Annotated in this window: 20 protein-coding genes, 1 tRNA gene and 1 pseudogene; 14 read left to right on the top strand and 8 right to left on the bottom strand. The window is 45.7% G+C overall.

The annotated features are described in order from the left end of the window. The first annotated feature begins 6 nt into the window (after positions 1-6). Positions 7-1,257, top strand: a complete 1,251-nt coding sequence (locus ICN11_RS03405) for an aspartate kinase (protein ID WP_216229147.1) — start codon at positions 7-9, stop codon at positions 1,255-1,257. A 91-nt stretch (positions 1,258-1,348) separates the two neighbouring features. Further along, positions 1,349-1,443: transfer RNA gene (locus ICN11_RS03400), tRNA-Ser, on the top strand. Positions 1,444-1,744: 301 nt separating this feature from the next. Here the strand turns inward: ICN11_RS03400 and ICN11_RS03395 are convergent. From ICN11_RS03395 to ICN11_RS03385, 3 genes and pseudogenes are all read right to left on the bottom strand, one after another. Then, complete coding sequence (locus ICN11_RS03395; protein ID WP_216229146.1) at positions 1,745-3,052, bottom strand: type II toxin-antitoxin system HipA family toxin; 1,308 nt, start codon at positions 3,050-3,052, stop codon at positions 1,745-1,747. Further along, positions 3,052-3,393, bottom strand: coding sequence for a helix-turn-helix domain-containing protein (locus ICN11_RS03390; protein ID WP_216229145.1), 342 nt, complete (start codon positions 3,391-3,393; stop codon positions 3,052-3,054). Before ICN11_RS03390 ends, ICN11_RS03395 begins: the two co-directional genes overlap by 1 nt. 285 nt (positions 3,394-3,678) lie before the next feature. Next, positions 3,679-4,049, bottom strand: a pseudogene (locus ICN11_RS03385) (4-oxalocrotonate tautomerase family protein). Between the two features lie 299 nt (positions 4,050-4,348). Between ICN11_RS03385 and ICN11_RS03380 the strand changes: the two are divergent. The 5 genes from ICN11_RS03380 to ICN11_RS03360 all read left to right on the top strand — a co-directional run bounded on the left by ICN11_RS03380 (position 4,349) and on the right by ICN11_RS03360 (position 6,195). Further along, positions 4,349-4,645, top strand: coding sequence for a hypothetical protein (locus tag ICN11_RS03380; RefSeq protein ID WP_216229144.1), 297 nt, complete (start codon positions 4,349-4,351; stop codon positions 4,643-4,645). A 52-nt stretch (positions 4,646-4,697) separates the two neighbouring features. Then, positions 4,698-5,138, top strand: a complete 441-nt coding sequence (locus ICN11_RS03375; protein ID WP_216229143.1) for a Smr/MutS family protein — start codon at positions 4,698-4,700, stop codon at positions 5,136-5,138. A gap of 65 nt (positions 5,139-5,203) precedes the next feature. Further along, complete coding sequence (locus ICN11_RS03370) at positions 5,204-5,539, top strand: YqjD family protein (RefSeq protein ID WP_216229142.1); 336 nt, start codon at positions 5,204-5,206, stop codon at positions 5,537-5,539. A gap of 6 nt (positions 5,540-5,545) precedes the next feature. Then, a complete protein-coding gene (locus ICN11_RS03365) occupies positions 5,546-5,917 on the top strand; it encodes a phage holin family protein (RefSeq protein ID WP_216229141.1) in 372 nt (123 codons plus the stop codon). Continuing rightward, on the top strand, positions 5,914-6,195 hold the full coding sequence (locus ICN11_RS03360; protein ID WP_216229140.1) for a YqjK-like family protein: 282 nt from the start codon (positions 5,914-5,916) through the stop codon (positions 6,193-6,195). Before ICN11_RS03365 ends, ICN11_RS03360 begins: the two co-directional genes overlap by 4 nt. 9 nt (positions 6,196-6,204) lie before the next feature. On the opposite strand, the gene ICN11_RS03355 is transcribed toward ICN11_RS03360, so the two are convergent. After that, positions 6,205-6,723: an adenine phosphoribosyltransferase gene (locus ICN11_RS03355; RefSeq protein ID WP_216229139.1), complete on the bottom strand. Its 519-nt coding sequence runs from the start codon at positions 6,721-6,723 to the stop codon at positions 6,205-6,207. Between the two features lie 11 nt (positions 6,724-6,734). On the opposite strand from ICN11_RS03355, the gene ICN11_RS03350 reads away from it, so the two are divergent. From ICN11_RS03350 to ICN11_RS03320, 7 genes are all read left to right on the top strand, one after another. Next, positions 6,735-7,301 (top strand): 5'-methylthioadenosine nucleosidase, encoded by a 567-nt coding sequence (locus tag ICN11_RS03350; protein ID WP_216229138.1) that lies wholly within the window; start codon positions 6,735-6,737, stop codon positions 7,299-7,301. Between the two features lie 151 nt (positions 7,302-7,452). Further along, entirely contained in the window at positions 7,453-7,941 is a 489-nt protein-coding gene (locus ICN11_RS03345; protein ID WP_216229137.1) for a MarR family winged helix-turn-helix transcriptional regulator, read from the top strand. Next, positions 7,938-9,416, top strand: coding sequence for an efflux transporter outer membrane subunit (locus tag ICN11_RS03340; protein WP_216229136.1), 1,479 nt, complete (start codon positions 7,938-7,940; stop codon positions 9,414-9,416). Before ICN11_RS03345 ends, ICN11_RS03340 begins: the two co-directional genes overlap by 4 nt. 20 nt (positions 9,417-9,436) lie before the next feature. After that, positions 9,437-10,405: an efflux RND transporter periplasmic adaptor subunit gene (locus ICN11_RS03335; RefSeq protein ID WP_216191502.1), complete on the top strand. Its 969-nt coding sequence runs from the start codon at positions 9,437-9,439 to the stop codon at positions 10,403-10,405. Positions 10,406-10,414: 9 nt separating this feature from the next. Further along, complete coding sequence (locus ICN11_RS03330; RefSeq protein WP_216229135.1) at positions 10,415-11,947, top strand: DHA2 family efflux MFS transporter permease subunit; 1,533 nt, start codon at positions 10,415-10,417, stop codon at positions 11,945-11,947. A 117-nt stretch (positions 11,948-12,064) separates the two neighbouring features. Further along, positions 12,065-13,225: an alkane 1-monooxygenase gene (locus ICN11_RS03325; RefSeq protein WP_216229134.1), complete on the top strand. Its 1,161-nt coding sequence runs from the start codon at positions 12,065-12,067 to the stop codon at positions 13,223-13,225. After that, positions 13,222-14,820: a GMC family oxidoreductase gene (locus tag ICN11_RS03320; RefSeq protein ID WP_216229133.1), complete on the top strand. Its 1,599-nt coding sequence runs from the start codon at positions 13,222-13,224 to the stop codon at positions 14,818-14,820. Before ICN11_RS03325 ends, ICN11_RS03320 begins: the two co-directional genes overlap by 4 nt. Here ICN11_RS03320 and ICN11_RS03315 read toward each other — a convergent pair. Genes ICN11_RS03315 through ICN11_RS03300 form a run of 4 tightly spaced genes read right to left on the bottom strand, consistent with a single transcriptional unit; the run spans position 14,817 to position 18,272 of the window. Continuing rightward, positions 14,817-15,581: an enoyl-CoA hydratase gene (locus ICN11_RS03315; RefSeq protein ID WP_216229132.1), complete on the bottom strand. Its 765-nt coding sequence runs from the start codon at positions 15,579-15,581 to the stop codon at positions 14,817-14,819. The two genes, ICN11_RS03320 and ICN11_RS03315, sit on opposite strands and share 4 nt — an antisense overlap. 5 nt (positions 15,582-15,586) lie before the next feature. Beyond that, positions 15,587-16,567, bottom strand: coding sequence for a nitronate monooxygenase family protein (locus ICN11_RS03310; RefSeq protein WP_216229131.1), 981 nt, complete (start codon positions 16,565-16,567; stop codon positions 15,587-15,589). 21 nt (positions 16,568-16,588) lie between these two features. Next, the gene (locus ICN11_RS03305; protein ID WP_215322062.1) at positions 16,589-17,044 is read right to left on the bottom strand and encodes a DUF2147 domain-containing protein; all 456 of its coding nucleotides are present in this window, start codon (positions 17,042-17,044) and stop codon (positions 16,589-16,591) included. A gap of 31 nt (positions 17,045-17,075) precedes the next feature. Further along, entirely contained in the window at positions 17,076-18,272 is a 1,197-nt protein-coding gene (locus ICN11_RS03300; RefSeq protein ID WP_216229129.1) for an acetyl-CoA C-acyltransferase, read from the bottom strand. Between the last annotated feature and the right edge of the window lie 8 nt (positions 18,273-18,280).

Here is an 18,280-nt window from a genome sequence, read left to right as displayed (position 1 = left end):
GTTTTTATGGCTCTTATCGTTCATAAGTATGGTGGCACCTCAATGGGCTCAGTTGAGCGCATTCAGAATGTTGCTAAACGCGTTGCCAAGTGGATGCGTGCAGGTCACCAGGTAGTGGTGGTGCCTTCAGCTATGTCTGGCGAAACCAATCGTTTACTTGGTTTGGCAAAGGATATCAATCCCAATGCAAGCCCACGCGAACTCGATCAAATCGCCTCGACAGGTGAGCAAGTGAGCTCTGGCTTATTGGCTTTGGCATTGCTACGCGAAGGTGTGGATGCAGTCAGCTATGCAGGTTGGCAAGTCACTGTTCACACGGATTCTTCATTTACTAAAGCACGCATCAAGAGTATTGATGACAAGAAAATTCTCGCTGATCTCAATGCGGGACGTGCTGTGGTGGTAACTGGTTTCCAGGGCGTAGACCCTAACGGCAATATCACTACTTTAGGTCGCGGCGGTTCAGATACATCAGCAGTTGCGATGGCTGCAGCCCTTAAGGCGGACGAGTGCCTGATCTATACAGACGTAGACGGTGTCTATACGACTGACCCCCGTGTTTGCGAAGATGCACGTCGCTTAGACAAAATTACTTTTGAAGAAATGCTAGAAATGGCAAGTTTGGGTTCGAAGGTATTGCAGATTCGTTCAGTTGAGTTTGCAGGTAAGTACAAAGTTAAAACCCGTGTTCTGTCATCACTGACAGACCCGTTGATGCCCCTTGATCAAGAGATGAAGTCGGGCACCTTGATTACATTTGAAGAGGACAGCACTATGGAAGCCGCAGTTATTTCCGGCATCGCCTTTGCGCGTGATGAAGCAAAAATTACCGTTCTTGGCGTTCCTGATCGCCCAGGTATCGCTTATCAAATTTTGGGTCCGATTGCGGATGCCAATATTGATGTGGACATCATCATTCAGAACCAATCCTTTGAAGGTAAGACGGACTTCACTTTCACAGTGCCACGTGCCGATTATCAAAAGGCCTTGGACTTACTTAAGAACAACGTTCAAGCCCATATCGAAGCTAAAGAAATCACTGGTGATCCAAAGGTTTCTAAAGTGTCCGTGGTTGGCGTTGGCATGCGTTCCCACGTTGGTGTTGCAAGCAAAATGTTCCGCACCTTATCGGAAGAGGGCATCAATATTTTGATGATCTCTACTAGCGAAATTAAGATTTCTGTTGTGATCGATGAGAAATACATGGAGCTGGCTGTTCGTGCTCTCCATAAGGCATTTGAGCTGGATCAGAAGTAATAAACACGCAGTAAACGCTTCAAAAACGCAGTAAAAACCCTCAGCCAACGGAATCCGTTAAACTGTGGGTCGTTGTAAAGGCATCAAGCAGGGAGACGTGGCCGAGCTGGTCGAAGGCACTCCCCTGCTAAGGGAGCATCGGGGCTAAAACTCTGATCGGAGGTTCGAATCCTCTCGTCTCCGCCAAAATCCTTGTGATTTACCTGCTTGAGCCGCTACGACAAACCACTAAGCCCCTTAACCGGGGCTTTTTCTTTTTCTGTAAACGACTCTACCCACCAGCCTACCCACCACTAAAACATAGCTTGATTTAGGATTTTTGCGTAGATAAGCCAATTGGCCTCAATTCAAGATATGAAATGAATGGCACTAGGGTAGTTTGTAATCCTCGTGGTTATGTTCGATCTAACCACGCTGAAAACCCAGAATTCAATCCAGCTCTTATTGTTGAAATCTAGTTGTCGGGCAAGATCTTCTTAATGAGGGATTAACTCTTAGCTAAAGTCTTGATTAATTCAGGACTACAAATATCATCAATATGCCTAAAGGCCAGAGAGATTCCTTCAATTTGATCTGCAGGAATTCCAAGGCTTTCGAAGTGTGTTTTCGACTGCCTCGTTACTCGCCATATGCGATCGATAATGGAGCTTGCTTGCTGCGCAGATAAACCAAAGCGTTCTTTAGCCCCATAGGCATTGTCTAGGGTTGCTAGCTTGCCTTGAGGTCCAATGCCTAGATGTTGATAGCGCTCACTTGCAATGACTGCATGGGGCATCACATCATAGAGTGGGCTTAGACTCCAGCCTTTAAGCTCCTGATTCCATAAGAAGGCATGATTGCGTAGATGATCATCATCGTTGCTGACAAAAAGGTTAAAGATCATGCGTGCATATAGTTCTTCAACATCCGATTTGACGGTTTGAACCAGGCAATATCTGCGTATAGCATCCGCAATATCCATATAGCTTTTTGTATTGGACTCTGATTCGTGGCAAGCAACAAGGGTGAGGGCGCTAACCACATGATGACGAATTTCTACTGGTCGAGCACAGGCGATCCAAGAGCGATCAAAGCGTTTGACCATCAACACCTTTTTCTTGCCGACTTGCTCTAATTGGGTTTGAGCTACATTAAGACCAGCTAACTGCGCAAGTTTGAGGGTGGCGTATTCAATGCTTGGTACATCTAAAGCGCCATCATTATTGCCTGGGAACTTGGCCATCCATAAAATGTTGTCATCGTCGCGCACGCTTGCCTTTGGGCGCATACCCCCTAGGCCGCTACCCACAATCAAAATTTTGGATAGCGCTTCGGAAACTGGTAAGCCAGCCTCAATCTTTTGCGCACCTTCCAGTACGTAAGATAGATTGTGAATACTTTCATGAGCAGGGCGCTCTTCTTGATCTAAGGAGGCTCGAACATCTAATGCCCCAATGCGATCGCTACCAGCCTCAAGAAGGTAGGTTGATTCAGGCAGGCTATTAGCTGGAACCTTAAGTCTTGCTTCAATGACTCTTCTTCCCCAAGAATCAGGAGCAGCATCACGAATTCCGCCAAAAACTTCTAGACCATTTGGAGGAACGAGGCGCTTGCCTTTGATCTCACTTTTATTCTTAAGACTAAGGGCAACAGGATCAATTTCCTGTGCAGTGCCCCTATCTAGGTAGCGCAGGCCATAGGCAAATGAAGAGGCAATAAGTCTTGAGCCTTCCTCATCTACTTGCAGTTGTCCTGCTGGCACAAATTCACCATCAAGATTGGCAAAGACAAACAGGTCTTTGGTTGTGTTTGCCATCAGAAATCAAGCGCTTTCATTTCAGCTGCACTTAAGTCGCGAACGCGTTGTGGGCGCAAACGACGCTCCAAGGCAGCAATCGCAGGATCATTGCCGCTTAAGAGTTGCAGTAGGGTCATGCCTGGAGCGATTGCATCTAAGTAACGCAGGAGCGCGCCAATGGCAACGCCAGGATCACCTTTTTCAATACGCTGGGCAGTTGCACGAGCAAGGCCGGCACGAACCGCAGCCTCACCTTGGCGAACATGACGAGCAATGCGCAAGGAAACCAGGCATTGGGCTATTTCAGCGGATTGGCCAAGTTGCTTTGATGCTAGAGATAGCTGTTGATCTACGCGCATAGTTGCCTCATGCTCTTCATTAAGTATAAGGCCCTAATATAGCTGTTTAGATCTCATTGGTCAATAAAAATGACTCATAAATAAGTCCTTAAATACATTAATGACTAATTTATGAGTCATTTACTGATTTAAATAGGTGGAATATAGGCGGTCTATTTCCGTCAAGGGCACCCCAAAAGGGTGGCTTGCGCACCCTTGATGGTTATAGGCAAAGAAACGATCTTTTATGCCCAAGGTGGCGCAATGACACATTGGACATAAAGACCGGTGCGGCTAAGTGATTGCCTAATGGTGGTATCGATATTCCTGGGTCTTTCCACCATATCTATAAGAGGCAACCCTTGCATCCTGGACGTAGATATAACTCTCTTTATGCAGATTGCCTAGGATGCGAGCAAAGCCTTCAAAAGCCTCTTTGATGTATCTAGCCTTCTCATCCTTGGTATTGGTTTCATCGATGATCTTGATATCAAAGTAAAAGCTATTCATGTTTTGATCGCTCAATAGCCTCCCGCCAACCATCAGCATTCAGGATCGACATAATTAATTGCAATTGCTGTTACTTCCTTCATCTTGTCCAGAATGCGGTGGGTGAGACCTAACAATAATTCGTATATGGCTTTCAATGCCGGACCTTCATCTGCTTGCCGGCGTATTCGCTAAATCCCATCCTCTTTAAGCATTCGAACCCCTTTTCTTTGCCCGCATAATTATTTATTACTAAAGTTCACAACCTCACAACTTCTGTGGTATAGTATTACTAAAGGAGGGTAAATGAGAAGAGCGATACCAAAAACACATCAAGCTTTAGATTGGATAGGGAAGGGGATGACCGCAGCTCAAGCCGCTAGGAAGATGGAGATTTCAGAATCTAGCGTCTACGCCGCCTTAAGAAAAACAAAAGCAAAAGATTCAGGTTGTTGTCCAACGTGTGGTCACAAATTAAGGAAATAAGATGAAAAAAACTCTATTAGCTGTAGCCTCAATCTCCGTAGCTGCATTTGCATACGCAAATACCTCATCTGATTCTTCTGAGTTGGTAAGTCAGCAATGTAAGATCTCGGCTGAAGCAGTTTCCACATTGAAAGGTTTACGTTACGGCAATACATCTATTCGCAAGGATGTGGCCGGCCTAATTAATTTGAATCTCAAGGTTCAGGAAAATAAAGATGCAGCGCAGATGACCTTAAATCGTATGGTTGATGATCAAGTCAATTCAGCATCTGCATTGGAAGCAAAGTACTGCTCTTAATGCTGTGTGAATGGGGTGAATGGGTTTTACCAATCATCGATAAAGGTGTGTGATGACCCATTCATTTGAATGTCTGGAATGTGGCAACCCCAGGGGGATGATTGGGGAGTGTCGTCAATGCGGAAGCGAGGAGCTTCCTATCCCGCATAGCGATACGATGGTGCTGAATTTGAAGTTCGATAGTCCAAGTGCTGAAGGGGCTTTGGATCGCTTAACCATTGCTCTACGCCGCGCATCAGAAGTGGGCATTAAGGCAATGATCTTGATCCATGGCTATGGAGCAAGTGGCGAGGGCGGAAGAATAAAGTGGGTCGTACATGACGCCCTCGAAAATAACTATTTTTCAGACCGCGTCGATGAATACCATTTTGGCGAGCAAACCGCCTTTGGTAGCGAGTCCTATCATGCGCTTTTGCGAAGAAGGCCAGGCCTTAAAGCCTATCTTAAGCACTTTAAGGAAGGCAATGCTGGGATGACAGTGCTAATACTGTAATTGCTGAGTGGAATTGCTTAGAATGGATCAATTAATTCCTTTAAGCCTATCAACTAGGAGCGGTAATGACTGCTAAAAAATCAACTATCCACCATGAAGAAGCTCAGATTAACTCTGAGAATTTGATTGGTGACTTCAAGGCGCTCATGGCGGATGCTGAAGATCTTATAAAAGCAACAGCAAGCCATGAGGATGGACCTCTGAGTGCTATTCGCTCAAAGGCTTTGGATACGCTCAATAATGCGAAAGAAAGCCTTTCTTCAATGGAAGGCACTTTGACTGAAAAGGCTAAAGTCGTTGCTGAGGGTGCTGATGAGTTCGTTCATCGCAATCCTTGGGAGGCAGTCGGCGTTGCTGCTGGTCTTGGCCTGTTAATTGGCCTCTTTATTCGTCGTCGCTAGGCACTCATGTCCCAAGAAAATCTTTTATCGTCCCTCAAGAATCTAGTCTCTACAGGTGCGTCAATCGCCCAGACGCGTCTGGAGTTGATCTCCACTGATGTTCAGATTGCACGCGCTAAGTTTTTGAGTTTGATGGTCATGATCATCTTTACCTTATTTTTCTTGTTTTTTGGTTTAGTGATGCTGGCCTTGCTCATTGTTATTTATAGCTGGGAGGCTGATCGCATCTTCGCATTAAGTCTGCTTACTGGTGGATTCTTATCCGTCGGAATTATTTTGGCGCTGGTAGTCTTGCGTTCTCTCAAGACTATGCCTAAATTATTTGAAGCAACGATTGCTGAGCTATCCAAAGATCGCCAGGAGCTTGCTAAGCGATGAGTCGAAAGATTTCAGAGCTTCTAGCTCGGCAGCGAGTTCTTCAGGAGCGCGCGGCGCAAGAGCGCGCTGATTTTGCCTTGCATTTTGAACCAATAGAAAAGCCCTTATCTTGGGCTGATAGGGGTGTAGATGCCTTTAATTTTGTGAAGAGCACCCCAGTGCTGTGGACTGGCGCATTTGCTGTACTGGCCCACTACAAACCCAAGCTTGCTAGTAAGGTGCTTGCTGTAGGCTGGGGCGCTGTCAAGCTACTCAAAACCGCCAAGAAGCTGGTGTAACTCTAGCCCTTAGGCTATTAGTACGGTTTTATTAGTAATTCCTTTTCGAGTTAGCAGGTCGCCACCATTTAAACCGGCGATTTCTAAAAAAGTTAAAGCCCCCGCTACTTCAAACCCTGCTTTTTTAAGTAACTGACTGGCTGCAATGATGGTTCCGCCAGTAGCCAAAACATCATCTAGGATCAAAACTCGTGCCCCAGCCGGCAGGGTGGATTGCTGAATCTCCAGAGAGTCAGAGCCGTATTCCAGGCCATAGGATTCTCGATGGCTAGCCAAGGGTAGCTTATTGGGTTTTCGGGCTAAGGCGAGCCCCTTATGAGCCTGGTGGGCTAGGGCAGCACCAAAGATAAATCCACGTGACTCAATACCTAGAATATGGCTGTAGTCAAACTGCTGGGCCAGCGCCTCTAGTCGAAGGGTAGCCTCCTTAAATGCTGCTGGATTGGCTAAAAGTGGGGAGATATCCCTGAATAGGATCCCTGGCTTAGGAAAGTCCGGGACTCCGGGTAGATAATCTAATAAATTCATCAACAGCCAATATGAAAACAGAACTTCTTATTATTACCGCATTAGAGTCCGAGCTCAAGCGTGAAGCTCTGCCAAGTGGGGTGGAAATTGTTTATTCAGGCGTTGGCAAAATTAATGCTGCCATAACCAGCATCAAAGCCATTCACCAATACTCACCAAAGAGAATATTGAATTTCGGTACCGCAGGGAAAATCAAAACAGAATTACAGGGGCTACTAGAAATCGGTAAGGTCATTCAGCGCGATATGGATGCTGAGCCACTAGCACCCCGCGGCAGCACTCCTTTTTGCGCTAGACCACAAGAGTATGTATCTACCGGAAGATTTATCTGTGGCTCTGGTGATAGCTTTGTGACGGCATCCGATCCTTGGTTGCATAGCCAAGGTGTTGATGTTGTTGATATGGAGCTATTTGCAATTGCTGCGATTGCACATGATCATCACATACCTTGGCAATCATTTAAATACATCACCGATGAAGCTAATGAAGACTCTGGGGAAGACTGGCAGGCGAAAGTTCATCTCGGCCAAGAACTCTTTTTGGCGGCTTTAAGTCAGGCTCTTGCTAACGATTCCTAGTTACCTTATTCCTTAATTTGAGCCCAAAATCACCCTAAAAGCACCTAAGTAAGGTTTTTTACCCTCATCAAGCTTGTGGTGATTTCTGCTGAGTCGCACCGGCAAAATAAGTTCTTGTGTTATAAAATTCATTGACTAGTCAATTAGTTTTATGAAAAATACCAGCCCTTCACCATCCTCTTTCTACACCCCGGATAATTACCGCCCCCAGGGGAGTGTGGCTTATTTGATGTTGCGTAACAAATCAAGCTATCAACGCCTAGGTGATTTGAGGCTGGCAGATCTTGGTATTACTGCAGCGCAGATGAGCGTGTTGCTCCTCGTTTCACATTCTGAAGCGGCTACGATTTCTTCCTTATCGCAAGCGTTAGGAGTTAATGCCGCAGCAACAGTGCGCGTGGTTCAAAAACTGGAAAAGATGAAACTCATACAAAAAGAGCTCTCCAAAAAGGACGGACGTGTAATTGGCCTATCGCTCACTGCTGACGGAAAGAAGGCGGCAATATCGATTCCACCACTGTGGTGCGATCTATTAAATCAGTCATTAAATGGCTTTACGCAAAAAGAATTTGATCAATTACGCGATTTCTTATTGCGAATTGAAAAAAATAATTTACAGCAACTTGAGGTGAGCTCATGAGGCGCTTAGCTTGGGTATGTAGCGTAGTCCTAGTGACGTCCATAGGCTCTCTCCTATCGGCTTGTGCCTTTTTTCCTAGGCAGGCATTGCCTGAGCAAGCTGCGAAATCCATTGATGTGCTTGAGCCAAAGCTGGCTACACAAACCAATAGCAATAACAGCAGTACTAATCCTATTGAAGATGCATGGTGGACGGCATTTGGCGACCCCCAGTTAAATCAATTGATTCAACTGGGGCTTAAGCAGTCTCCTAGCTTGGATACATCAGGCGCAAGGATAGCGGCAGCCCAAGCGATGTTAGAGAGTGAAAGGGCGGCATTTATTCCTCAGGTAAGTGTTGGAGGTCAGGTTGATCGACAACAACTTTCACAGAATTATATTTTTGTGCCTGGCATGCCTATTTACACTGGATACGGACTAGCCAATGCTTCACTGAGTTGGTCTTTGGATATTTGGGGAAAGCAAAAGAAGTATTTTGATGCCGCCAAGAATCAGGTACTTGTTGCTCAAGCAAATTACAAAGCCTCAGAACTTCTTCTCTCGACAACGATTGTGCGCGTTTATTTTGACTATGACCATATGGTTCAGGCTCGAGCACTCTATGCGAGGGAGCTTGAGGTCAGAAAGAATTTACTGCGTATTGCCATTGACCGCCAGCACGCAGGTCTAGTTGATGCGTTGACAGTAAATCAGCGCAAGGTAGAATTAGAGTCTGCTCAAGCTAATGTAAATCAGTCTAATTTGAGTGTGAAGATGATGCAGCATCAACTTGCTGCTTTGGTTCAAGAGGGCCCATCCTGGGGTGAATCGCTCAAGGCCCCATCGATTCAGGCAACCAATCTTAGTCTCCCCGAAGTTATCCCATCCGATCTATTGGAGCGCAGGCCTGATTTACAGGCATTGTTAAGTCAGATTGATGTAGCAAAGCTGCAATTAGAAGGTGCAAAGTTAGAGTACTTGCCGGACGTGAATCTTGCAGGTTTCATCGGAGTTCAATCATTTGGCTTATCCCAACTTTTTTCTAGCAGAAGTCAGCAATTTAGTATCGGCCCTGCGATAAATCTGCCAATCTTTGATGGCGGCGTAATTGATGCCAACGTAACTGGCAAAGAAGCCAATCGAAACCAAGCGATTGCCTCATATCAGGAGCAACTAGTACAAGCTTTGCGAGAGGTTGCCGATAGCATTGGATCTGTGAAGAATACACAGGCTAATTATGAGGGCTTCGCTAATGCCGAGATAAACGCCAAAAGAAATTTTGAAATTACGCGCAGTAGAAGCGAGGTTGGAATCGCCTCCAAAGAAGCGTCTTTAACTGCGGAGCAGGCTTATCTGTTGCAGGGGCAAAACTATGCAGATGCTAAATCCAAACTGTTAACTGCCAATGTGGTGCTGGTTCAGGCCTTAGGCGGATCTTATCTTCAGTCTAAATCTGAATCTAGAACTCAAGCGAAATTAAGCGGACAAACTCAATAAGTATTTCACTCGGAATATCCATGGACACTACTACAAACAATGGCGGTTTTAATCGACCAAAAGCTTTCAAGATCTTTTTCGCGATCCTGGTTGGCGTCTTTCTTTTAGGACTGCTGTACTGGCTTATTTTTAGCCGTAATTCAGAATCTACTGATGATGCATATGTAGCAGGTTCTCAGATTCAGGTTGTATCCCAAATAGAAGGCGCGATTGCTACTGTCAATGTTTCTGAAACCCAATCTGTCGAGGAGGGCCAAACACTCTTTAGGGTTGACCCTACAGAAGTACTGATTGCATCTGAAAAAGCAGACATTGATTTGCGCAATGCGAATGCAGATTACCAAAAGCGTAAGGTCTTACAGGGCGATGCCAGTGTGTCAAAAGAGGAGCTGGAACACTCTCAGTTGGCCTTGCTAAAGGCGATGGCTAATGCCCGCCAAGCCTACATCAATCTGCTTCGAGTCGATGTTCAAAGTCCAGCTAAAGCCACAATAGCAAAGCGGTATGCTCAAGTTGGCCAGCGTGTAGCTCCAGGCACTCAACTGGCAATGATGGTTGCGGGCGATCAGATTTGGGTTGATGCGAATTTTAAAGAAGATCAGCTTAAAAATATTCGCATTGGACAGTCGGTGAAATTGGAATCTGACATCTACGGAGGCAAGATGGAATTTCATGGCAAGGTAGTTGGCTTTGCCCCTGGAACAGGTTCCACTTTAGCCCTTTTGCCACCTCAGAATGCCACAGGAAATTGGGTAAAAGTAGTGCAGCGCTTACCTGTGAGAATCGCGCTGGATAGTAATGAGTTAAGTAAGCACCCCTTAAATATTGGCTTATCAATGAATGTTAAAGTCGATACTAGTGATCGCGATGGTAGTTCACTACAGGCGATGGATAAAGGTCCCATTAGTGACACTACTATTTATCAAAAGCAATTTGATAAAGCTGAGCGCCATATTCAGTCTCTATTGACGAACTCTAAGAAGCCATAATTAGCCCTTATGAGTGCGCCTGAGCTAGAGCCTCTTAAGGGATATAAGCTGGTACTTGGAACCTTGGCTTTTGCCTTGGGATCCTTTATGAACGTTCTTGATATGTCCATTGCAAACGTTGCTTTACCAACTATTGCAGGAGATTTTGCTATTAGCCCAACTCAAGGGACCTGGGTCATTACTTCCTACGCAGTTAGCGAAGCTATCTTTTTGCCATTAACCGGCTTTCTAGCCAAGAGAATTGGCGAGGTACGTCAGTTTATCTTTGCCACAATACTTTTTACGATAGCTTCAATGCTGTGTGGGTTGGCGCCATCCTTCGAGGTGCTGGTCATCTCGCGCATCTTGCAAGGCATTGTTGGCGCTTCAATGATTCCGCTTTCCCAAACCTTGATCATGAAATGTTATCCGCCAGCAAAGCGGGGTATGGCATTGGGTATTTGGGCGACAACTACCATAGTGGCGCCTGTATTAGGACCCTTAATTGGTGGCTGGCTTACCGATAATTTGGTATGGCGTTGGGCTTTCTATATCAATTTGCCATTTGGCATTTTGATTGCTGTGATGGTTTACTGGTTGTATGGGGCTCCAAAGCCTGAGTCCTCTAAAGAGAAAATTGATCTTATTGGCATAGCGCTACTAGTTGCTGCTGTCGCCTCGATGCAAATTGCACTTGATAAGGGTAGTGAATTAGATTGGTTGTCATCATCATTCGTTGCAACTTTAGCAACGATCTCCTTTATCTCTTGGGTCGCCTTTGTTCTCTGGGAGTTGGGGGCAGAGCACCCCATTGTGGATTTGCGCTTATTTAGGCTGGTGAACTTTCGTACCTCTGCCATCTGCTTGGGGATAGGATCTTTTGCCTTTTACATCTACATTGTGATCGGCCCTTTATGGCTGCAAACCCAATTGGGCTATACCGCATTTAACTCTGGCAAGGTCATGGCAATCACTGGAGTATTGGCTTTATTTTGTGGCCCTTTATTTGGGGCCAATATCCATCGTATTGACGCGAGAATCATTGCTACTATTGGATTTGCCGCCATGGCAATTGGGTGCTGGATGGCTGCCGGCTTTACAACTGGCGTCGATGAAAAAACACTGATGTTTGCTCGCCTCATTATGGGTGTGGGTATTGCAGGATTCTTCATGCCAATGTCTGCAATTTCTATGTCACAGCTCAGGGGGAGTCAAATCGCTTCTGGTACGGGTATCTCTAACTTTTTAAGAAACGTGGGTGCCAGTGTAGGAACAGCGGTTGCCACTACGCTCTGGCAGGACAATGCGATTAGACAGCATGAGAACCTCATGAGCAATATTCAGACGGGGAATCTTGCATACCAACAATTGATGGAAACAACTGCCAAACTCGGCATGACAGAAATGCAGCGATATGCCTTAGTTGATAACTTGGTTACCTCTCAGGCCTACATGCTTTCAACCAATCAGCTAATGCTATTGGCAGGACTCATTTTGGTGGCGCTGATGCCCCTAATCTGGTTATCTAAACCTCCATTCGGATCGGGCCTTATCGGTCACTAATGAGGCTTTAATGGCGCTCCATCATTAGGGATTTCACTAAGGTACTCTGAGCATAGCGCCTAGAAATGCAGGCCATCAAATCAAGCAATTTTTTTGAGTGGAGGCTAAGATGTGGTTATGAACGGCATAACAACAATCCAAGGTCCAGAGTGGAATGATAAGCGCTGGCTTTGGTTATTGAGCCCAACCATTCCATTTGCTTTTACCGCCTCTATTCTGGCATTCGTATTGACCGGTCATTGGCTCTATTTGCTTTTTGCCCCAGCCATCATTCATATCGCCATCCCTATCTTAGATCTGACTTTTAGTGAAGACTTTAGCAATCCTCCGGAATCCGCTGTCGAGAGCTTAAATAAAGATTTCTTTTATCGCGCGCTGGTTTGGGTTTATGTTCCCTTTCAGCTCATTGGCACAGTCTATGGAACTTGGCTGGCAGCGACTCAGTCTTTAGATTGGTATGCCTACATCGCCCTAGTATTTACTGTGGGATCTACCAATGGTATTGGCATTGGAACTGCTCATGAGTTAGGGCATAAACAAGAGTCCGTAGATCGCTGGCTTTCTAAATTGGCATTAGCCTCCAGTATGTATGGCCACTTCTTTGTGGAACATAACCGCGGCCATCATAAGCGGGTGGCAACACCAGAGGATCCTGCTAGCGCCCGTATGGGGGAAAGTTTTTGGGCATTTCTGCCGCGTACTGTATTGGGCAGCCTAATTTCCGCATGGGAATTAGAGCGAGAACGCTTAAAAAGAAAAGGGAGGGTCGTTTGGAGTATTCAGAATGAAAATCTCCAAGCTTGGTCTCTCACGATTCTCTTGTACGGTGCTCTCATATTTTGGTTGGGATGGGCGGCACTAATCTTTCTTGTCCTTCAGGGCATCTACGCTGCCTCGATGTTGGAAGTTGTGAACTATGTAGAGCACTACGGTCTGTTACGTCAAAAAGATCAAAATGGTGGGTACGTGCGCTGTGCACCAGAGCACTCTTGGAACAGTAACCATATAGTCGGAAATATTTTGTTGTATCACCTACAGCGCCATTCTGATCATCATGCTCATCCAACTAGACGTTATCAAGCATTACGTCATTTTGGAGAGGCTCCTCAATTGCCAGGTGGTTATGCATCCATGATTACCTTGGCGTATTGCCCGCCCCTCTGGTTTGCCTTAATGGACAGACGGGTAGTGCGCCATTACGCTGGGGATATGAGCAAAATCAATATACAGCCTTCAGCTAGATCAAAGCTGATGAATCACTGGAGTAATCAACAATGAAGTCTCAGGCCTTTGATTACATTGTCGTGGGTGGTGGGTCTGCTGGTAGTGTGATGGCAGGACGACTTAGCGAGGATGCCGGCACTAGCGTTGTATTGCTGGAGGCTGGCGGTAATGGTGATAGCTGGGTCGTTAAAACGCCTGCGGCTGCCGTAGCTATGTTACCCACATCAATCAATAACTATGCCTTTCAAACGGTACCCCAGAAGGGCTTAAACGGCCGTCGAGGATATCAGCCCAGAGGAAAGTGTTTAGGTGGCTCTTCGGCGATTAATGCCATGATTTACACCAGAGGGCATCGCTCTGATTACGATCACTGGGCAGCGCTTGGCAATATAGGCTGGTCATATGACGAGCTACTTCCTTACTTTAAGAAAAGCGAAAACAACACCACAATTCAGAATTCCTTCCACGGTATTGATGGCCCTTTATCTGTATCAAATCTGCAGTCACATAATCCTTTTCAGCAAATCTATTTGAATGCAGCCAAGGAAGCCGGATTTCCGGTTACGGAAGACTTCAATGGTGCTGAGCAAGAGGGTTTAGGGATTTATCAAGTTACCCATAAAAATGGTGAGCGCTGGAGTGCAGCGCGTGGCTATTTACACCCCCATATGGGTAAACGAAAAAATTTAAATGTGCAAACTGGTATTCAGGTTGAGTGTATTTTGTTCGAAGGTAAGCGCGCTGTGGGCGTGAGCTATATGCAGGGTGGTAAACAGCACATCATGCGCGCTAACAAAGAAGTTATTCTGTGTGCAGGCGCCTTCCATTCCCCACAATTACTCATGGTTTCAGGGGTGGGGCCTGCTCAAGAGTTAAAGAAATTCGATATACCAGTTATCCATGATTTGCCTGGTGTAGGTCAAAATCTTCAAGACCATCCAGACTTTATTTTTGGCTATTCAGCAGATAGCCTTGATCTGATCGGCATTTCTTTAGGTGGTACGGTTAAATTGACTGGTGAAATTATCAAGTATGTTCGTTCACGCGAAGGTATGATTGCCACCAACTTTGCAGAGGCGGGCGGCTTCCTCAAAACAGATCCCAGTCTTGAGGCGCCAGATGTGCAATTGCATTTTGTAGTTAGCTTAGTGGAAGATCATGCTCGTAAATTACATATGGCCCATGGCTATTCGTGTCATGTATGCGTTCTGAGGCCTAAGAGCCGTGGGCAGATTACGCTAGCTAGTAACAGTATGCAAGACGCACCATTAATTGATCCAGCTTTTTTGGCTGAAGAAGAGGATTTGGAAACCCTAGTTAAAGGTTATAAGCTGACCAAACAACTAATGGATGCCCCCTCGTTTACTAAGATACGCAAAAAAGATGTCTTTACACCTAATGTAAAAACAGATGATGACATTCGGAAGATTATTCGGGAGCGGGCTGATACGGTCTATCACCCAGTGGGCACCTGCAAGATGGGCCATGATGCAATGGCAGTAGTTGATGCAAACTTAAAAGTTCATGGCATGGAGGGGCTAAGGGTGGTTGATGGCTCGATCATGCCAACCCTAATCGGAGGCAATACTAATGCTCCCATCATTGCTATCGCTGAAAAAGCAGTAGACCTGATCCGAGCAGGTCGCTAATCTAGCCCATCAAAATTGGGGGTGCGCTTTTCTAAAAAGGAGGTCAGCGCTTCTTTTGCTGCTGGACTATGGAGTCTATCGATGAAGTGCTTGCCTTCAATATCAATTTGATTGAGTACTGCAGCCTTAAGTTCACCCTCTTTTAACAAAGACTTCGTTCTTGAGACTGATCCGGAGGATAAGGTAGTTAGTTTTTTGGCTCTCTGCTCCGCATAAGGCAGTGCAGATGGTTCTGAAATTACTTTGTTTACAAATCCAATTTGATGGGCTTCATCAGCGCTGATGGGTTCACCAAAAAGCAATATTTCTGAAGCCTTTTGATGGCCAGCGAGACGTGGTAGCAATAATGAGACCGCACCCTCTGGAACCAAGCCCAAGGAAACGAAAGGAAATATAAAACGAGCATTCTTCTGCGCGTATACCAAATCGCAATGAAACAGTAATGTTGCCCCAATGCCAACCGCAACTCCATCAACTGCTGCGATTAAAGGCTTAGTTAGTCCTGCTAGCGCCTTTAACAAATTAATGGGTGGCGCATCTTCATGTGTAATCGGCGATTGCATGAAATCCACAATATCGTTACCTGCTGAAAAGGCATTGCCAGCCCCAGAGATCAACATCACCTTCACTTGAGGGTTTTGATCTCCATCAAAGAGTGTCTGTGTAAGTTCACGATACATTGCATTAGTAAATGCGTTCTTTTTCTCAGAACGGTTCAGTAATATCTTCAGAATCCCGTCAGACAGATGGTGATTAATCATGTGATCTACGCTGCACCTTTAAGCAAAATTGCTTTAGTTTGATCATATTCAACTTTTAATCGAGCAACAAACTGCGCTGTAGGCGTAACTGCTTTTACGGCGCCAATACCTTGACCACAGCCCCAAATATCTTTCCAGGCTTTCTGGGCTGCGCCACCAAAGTTCATTTTGCTCGGATCGCTTTCTGGAAGATTATCTGGATCCAAGCCAGCATTGCGAATAGAGGGTGCTAAATAGTTCCCAGAAACACCAGTAAAAAGGTTGCTCAAGATAATATCATCTGAGTTGCAATCAACCACTGCTTGCTTATAGTCTTCACTCGCACGCGCTTCTTCAGTGGCAATAAATGCAGAGCCGATATACGCATAGTCAGCGCCTATGGCCTGGGCTGCTAAAACTGCACCGCCAGTAGCAATGGAGCCACTCAGTACTAATGGTCCTTTAAACCATTCCCGAATTTCCTGAATTAATGCAAAAGGACTTTTAATGCCGGCATGTCCACCAGCACCAGCTGCAACTGCAATTAAGCCATCAGCACCTTTTTCTTTCGCCTTTTTAGCAAAAGCATTATTGATGATGTCATGCAATACGATTCCGCCATAGCTATGTGCGGCAGTATTAATTTCTTCGCGTGCACCAAGGGAGGTAATGATGATGGGTACTTTGTATTTGACGCATAGCGCCATATCATGTTCAAGACGATCGTTGCTCTTGTGCACAATTTGATTAATGGCAAAAGGTGCGGCTGGCTTATCCGGGTGTTCTCTGTTGTATTCCGCTAAGGCAGTAGTAATTTCAATCAACCATTCTTCAAGCTGTTCAGCAGGTCTGGCATTGAGGGCTGGCATAGAGCCAATCACACCCGCTTTGCACTGGGCAATCACTAATTTAGGATTGCTGATAATAAAAAGTGGGGCTGCAATGACGGGTAAATTACCATCCGCCAAATGTTTGCGTAGAACTTCTGGAAGAGGTTGATTGCTCATATTTTTTAAATGATCTGTAGATTACTGCTCAGCTTTGTACCAAACTTGGGTGCGACCTAATAATGGAATGCCAATATAGCCGCGGACATCCATCTTTTTGCCATCTTCAGTTGCAACCTTAACTTTGTAGGTTTCGCCATTCTTTGGGTCTAAGATTTTTCCATCTGACCAAGTGCCTGCCCCATCTTGCTTAAGATCACTCATGATTTTCATGCCAATAAGAGGCTTATCTTTACGATCGTCTTTGCACAGATTGCAATAAACTAGCGGCGTTTCGCCTGGGGCTGGGAATGTTTTGATGATGGTGCCCTGTAAAAACCCATTGGCCTCTTCAATCTTAATTAAGGAAGCCGGTTGATTGGTTTTATCGTCAATTGTTTTCCAAACCCCAATAGCTGGATCGGTAGCTTGAGCATACGTATTGCCAGCAATCAGACCAAGAATACAGGCCGATAGAATGATTTGTTTTTTTAACATTCTGATGTCTCCCATTTTTGATAAAAGCTGATTAGCAACGCTCAAATATTCCAGCAGCGCCCATACCGGTACCAACGCACATCGTCACCATGGCGTGTTTAAGATTACGTCTCTGTAGCGCATGAATCGCTGTTGCAGCTCGGATGGCGCCTGTTGCGCCCAAAGGATGTCCAAGAGCAATAGCGCTACCCAAAGGATTGACTTTGCTTTGATCCAAACCAAGATCTCGAATGACCGCTAAAGACTGGGCTGCAAACGCTTCGTTTAACTCGATCCAGTCCAAATCCTGCAAATTGAGTCCAGCCAGTTTTAACGCAGCTGGAATAGCCTCTTTAGGGCCGATGCCCATAATCTCCGGGGCAACGCCTTTGACGGCAAAACTTACAAAACGTGCCAAAGGAGTGAGGCCAAAGGTCTTGATCGCTTTTTCACTGGCTAAGATGAGTGCGCCAACACCATCAGAGGTTTGTGAGCTATTGCCAGCGGTCACGCTACCTCTAGCGGCGAATGGAGATTTGAGTTTCGCCAACCCTTCAAGCGAGGTATCGATCCGTGGGCCTTCGTCTTTCAAAAATTCACGCCACTGTATATCCACTTGGCCTTTATCCAGATTCATCGAGCGATGGGCAACCTTGACAGGAAAGATTTCAGAGTTAAATTCACCGGCGGCTTGTGCGGCCATAGCCTTTTGATGAGAATGAAATGCAAAAGCATCTTGATCTTCGCGACTGATCTTCCATTGTTGCGCAACTTTCTCGGCGGTTAAGCCCATACCGTAAGCAATACCAATGTTTTCATCGGCCATAAAGATTTCTGGTGACATCGATGGAGAGTTGCCACCCATGGGAACCATACTCATTGACTCAACACCGCCAGCAATCATCACATCCGCTTCGCCAACCCGAATGCGGTCAGCTGCCATAGCAATGGCATTTAATCCAGACGAGCAGAAACGGTTGACAGTAATACCGCCAATAGTATTTGGTAGACCACCTAGGAGTAATCCAATGCGGGCCACATTCAATCCTTGTTGACCTTCTGGCATGGCACAGCCAATAATGGCATCCTCAATGGCTTTGGGATCTAGGGTGGGTACTTGCGTCAGAATATGTTGTAAGGCGTTGCCAAGTAAGTCATCCGGACGAGTATTTTTTAATGCACCTCGCCCAGATCTACCAACGGCACTGCGAGTGGCAGCAACGATATATGCGTCTTGAATATTTTTCATAGTGATAT

It is taken from the genome of Polynucleobacter sp. 78F-HAINBA (assembly GCF_018882325.1).
In the GTDB taxonomy this organism is placed as follows: Bacteria; Pseudomonadota; Gammaproteobacteria; order Burkholderiales; family Burkholderiaceae; genus Polynucleobacter.
The sequence above is the reverse complement of the archived record's forward strand: the minus strand, read 5'-3'. Positions and strand labels throughout refer to the sequence as shown.